A 3,967-nucleotide genomic window follows, 5' to 3' on the forward strand; every position below is an offset into this window, starting at 1 on the left:
GGTTCCCGCGGTCGTGGCCGCGGTGGTGGCGGAGGCGGGGGAGGCCTGGGCGCACACGACCGTGGTCGCGAGGACGGCGGCCGCGGCGCAGGCCGTGGCCACCTTCTTCAGGGGCTGGAAGATCGTGTTCATCGAAGTCTCCAAGGGGGGGAGGTGAATCGTCTGCGGAAGCCCCCCCTGGATCGGCCCACCTGCCGCACCGGCTTGATGCTCGTCGGAGCCGGAGCAGCACGAGGTCACCTGATCGGCGCAGCCGATCAGGGCGATCCACTACCGTGCGTCACACCGTGGCTCTCCACCCCAGCACTGCCGTTCACCCGTTCGGCGCAAGGCGTGTCCGTCACGCACGGTCACGTCCCTGCGGAGCAGGTGAGGCACAGCTGGGCCACCCGAGTGAAGAGGTGAACCCACGGTGACAATCCATGATCAATTGATCATCTGAACCCACAATATCTCACCGCGGTCGCTGCGCGTTACAACCGAAGATCGCGCAGTGGAGCGATCAACCGAATTCCAGCCCACCGCCCGTGTTCACCGCAAGTGATCGGTCACAGGACAGCAGGGAGCTGCCAGGATGCCGCCCATGGACCCCGCGACGACGAACGCGACGACGAACTCGGCGGGCTCGACGCCGGGCTCGACGCCGGTGCCCCCGCCCCGCACCGGTTACGACCGGGGGCGTGAACTCGTGCACCGGGCGCGCTCCCGGGCCCGTTACCTGGCGGCCCTGGCCGTGCAACCCCGCCTCGCCGGGAACCCCCTGGCGCTGGGACCGCGCGTGCAGCTGGAGCTCGGGCCCGGCGTGCGCTTCCACCGCGGTCCCGGCGTCACGATCGCCGGGGACTTCCACGGCGTGTTCCACGCCGACGTCGACTGGGGAGCGGACGTCTTCGTGAACGTGGGTTGCTACGTGTCCGTCCACAGCGGGCTGACGGTCGGCGACCGCTGCCGCTTCGGGGAACGCGTCTCCGTGCACGACGAGGACCACGTCTTCGAACCCCTCGGGGCCGACCGGGGCCGGTACCGCACCAGCCCCGTCGTGATCGGTCCGGACGTGTGGATCGGCGCGGGCAGCACCGTGCTGCGCGGCGCGCGCATCGGCGCCGGTTCCGTGGTCGCGGCCGGTTCCGTCGTGCGCGGGGAGGTTCCCGAGGGGGTGCTGGTGGCCGGGGCGCCCGCACGCGTCGTGCGGGCCCTGCGCTCCTGACGCACCACCCGGCGCTCTAGAACGCGTACTGTCTGTCGCGATCCGACGACGTGTCCCCGACCCGACCCGCAGGGATGGAGCAGCCCATGGATCCAGCCACCCCACACGCCGGACCGCGCACCGACGACGCCCCCGCGCCGCGGCCACCGCTGCAGGCGCTGCGGCACCGCTGGAGGAGCGCGGTCGCCCTCGTCCTCGCCGGCGGGCTCGCCGGGGCGGGTGTCGCCCTCTCCCTGCCCACCACCTACACCGGCGAGGCGCGCGTCTCGGTGGGCAGCGAGAGCCTGGACGCGCGCATCGTCGCCGGCTACTCGCTGGCCTCCCAGCAGCTCGCCTCCGACCTCGCCCGCTACGTCAACGACGAGCAGGCGCGCGGCGCGCTGCGCTCCACCCTCGGCACCGCCGCCGGCGAGGTGACCGGCGTCAGCGCCTCGCCCGTGCCGGAGTCCAGCGTCATCAGCGTGCAGGTGCGGGCGACCTCGGCGCAGGCCGCGCAGGAGGCGGCCCGGGTCGTCTCGCAGGGCCTCGTGGACGACGTCAACGCCTCCACCAGCCGCGGCCCGGAGGCCCTGCTCGGCGAGTACACCGACCTGGCGACGCGGGTGGCGGCCCAGCAGGCGGCCGTCTCGGAGGCGCAGAGCCGCCTGGGCGCCGCCGCGGGCGACCCCGAGCCCGTCGAGGCCGACGTCGCCGCCGCCCGCGACCAGCTGGCCCAGGCGCAGGCGCAGCTGGACGTGCTCCAGGTCCAGCAGGACGCGGTGGGGCAGCGCTACGAGAACGCCGTGACCTACACCCCGGCCGCCTCCGGGCTGCGGGTCGTCGCCCCCGCGCAGGTGGTCGACGACGACGGCAGCAGCTCCCTGCAGCGCTACGGGCTCGCGGGCGCCGGCCTCGGCCTCGTGCTGGCCCTGGTGCTGGCGACCTGGCGGGAGCGCCGCCGCGCCGCCGCGGGCCCGGCGACCGTCGCACTGCCGGAGGGCCGGGACGGGCAGCGGGTGGACGGCGGGGCGCGCGGGGCCTCCGGCCAGCACTCGCTGCCGCGGTGAGCGCGCCCCACCCGGCGCCCACCGCGACCGGCCCGGGCGCCGGGGCGCGGACGAGCACGGGCGTGGGCGGGACGGCGCGCCAGCCCGCCTACGTCTGGTGCTTCCTGGCCGCCCTCGTCCTCAACGTCTTCTCCGGGCAGACCGAGCACCTGGGCCTGCCCCTGCCCGTCGGACCGGACCGGGCGTTCTTCGGGGCGGGTGCGCTCCTGCTCCTGCTGGACCACCGCCCGTGGGCGCGCCACCGGCTGCGCTGGCGCCCCGTGCACGCGGCGATGGCGGCCCTGCTGGGGCTCGCGCTGCTCTCGGCCCTCTTCGCCGGCACCCTGACCACGCCGCTGGGCCTGTTCGCCCTGCTGGACCGGCTGGTCGTGCCGTTCTTCCTCTTCTGCCTCGGCCCGGTCGTCTTCGACACCGAGCGCCGGCGGGACCTGCTGCTGAGGACCCTGGTGCTGCTGGGGCTGTACCTGGGGGTCACGGCCTTCGGGGAGATGGTCGGGCCCCGCTGGATCGTCGTCCCGCGGTACGTCGTGGACGAGAGCGTCGGCATCCAGTTCGGCCGGGCGCGCGGCCCCTTCGTGGGCTCGGAGGCGATGGGCATGGCGTGCGCGATGTGCGGCATGGCCGCGGGGTTCGCCGCCACCCGCTTCCGCGGCTGGTGGCGGGCCGTCTCGCTGCTGACGGCCGCCCTCACGGCCTTCGCCGTGCTGCTCACCCTGACCCGCTCGGTGTGGCTCGGCGCGGCGCTGGGCGTCGTCCTGGGCATGCTCGCCGTGCCGGGGCTGCGCCGGAAGCTGCCCGTGGTGCTCGCCGGCCTCGTCGCCGGTGTCGTGCTGCTGCTGGCGGTGGTGCCGGGCCTGTCCGAGAGCGTCACCGAGCGGGCGGGCACGGTGCGCTCGGTGAACGACCGGCAGAACACCAACGCCGCCGCGCTGCGCATCGTCGAGCAGCACCCCCTGACCGGTGTGGGCTGGGTCCGCTTCCTGGACGTGTCCACGGACTACGTGCGCCAGGCCGAGGACTACCCGGTGACGAACGTCACCATCGAGGTGCACAACGTGGTGCTGGGGCGGGCCGCGGAGCTCGGCCTGCCCGGCGCGGCCGCGTTCGTCGGGTGCATCGCGCTCGGCCTGGGGACGGCGGCCCTGCGCCGCCGCGGGACGCCCGGAGACCTGGAGGGCTGGCACGTGGTCTCGATCGGGGCCAGCGCCGTCTGGTTCACCGCCATCATGCTCAGCCCGGTGCCCTACCCGCTGCCCAACGCGCTGGTGTGGCTGCTGGCCGGGATCGCCCTGAGCACCCACCTCGCCGAACCGCGCTCACGGCGCGAGCAGCGGGGCACCTGACGGCTCACCCGTCCGGCCGAGCGCGCGGCGCGCCGTGCGGGGCGGGGCGCTCACCGCCCGTGGAGCGCGCCCGGGCGCCGGCGGCGTCCGGGTGGTCCTGCGCCACCGGGCGGCCCGGGGGCTCCAGGTGCGCCCGCGGGCGTGCCGATCACCAGGGGGTCGCCGAGATCCCCGGGAGCCCCGCCGTGCCTGCTCTTCCCACCGTCCTCAAGACCAGCGTCGCCGCCTCGCTCGCCTGCCTCGCCGTCGCGGCGGGGACGGTGGTGAGCGCCGAGGCCGCACCGGTGGCCCGCAGGGAGCGGGTGACGGCCCCCGCAGCGGGGAGCGCCGCGCTGACGGTGCAGCCCGTGACGACCGCCGAACCCGGGACG

At 75.4% G+C, this 3,967-nt stretch carries 3 protein-coding genes and 1 pseudogene; all 4 read left to right on the plus strand.

Going from position 1 to position 3,967, the window contains the following annotated elements:
• Nucleotides 1–583 precede the first annotated feature (583 nt).
• The gene (locus tag GTR00_RS16090) at nucleotides 584–1,207 is read left to right on the plus strand and encodes an acyltransferase (RefSeq protein WP_205705954.1); all 624 of its coding nucleotides are present in this window, start codon (nucleotides 584–586) and stop codon (nucleotides 1,205–1,207) included.
• An 86-nt stretch (nucleotides 1,208–1,293) separates the two neighbouring features.
• Complete coding sequence (locus GTR00_RS16095; protein WP_166612602.1) at nucleotides 1,294–2,253, plus strand: hypothetical protein; 960 nt, start codon at nucleotides 1,294–1,296, stop codon at nucleotides 2,251–2,253.
• Between the two features lie 62 nt (nucleotides 2,254–2,315).
• Entirely contained in the window at nucleotides 2,316–3,596 is a 1,281-nt protein-coding gene (locus tag GTR00_RS25930; RefSeq protein ID WP_205705955.1) for an O-antigen ligase family protein, read from the plus strand.
• A 185-nt stretch (nucleotides 3,597–3,781) separates the two neighbouring features.
• Nucleotides 3,782–3,967: pseudogene (locus tag GTR00_RS23060) on the plus strand (hypothetical protein); the annotation flags it as partial.

The organism is Kineococcus indalonis (assembly GCF_009906395.1).
Lineage (GTDB): Bacteria > Actinomycetota > Actinomycetes > Actinomycetales > Kineococcaceae > Kineococcus > Kineococcus indalonis.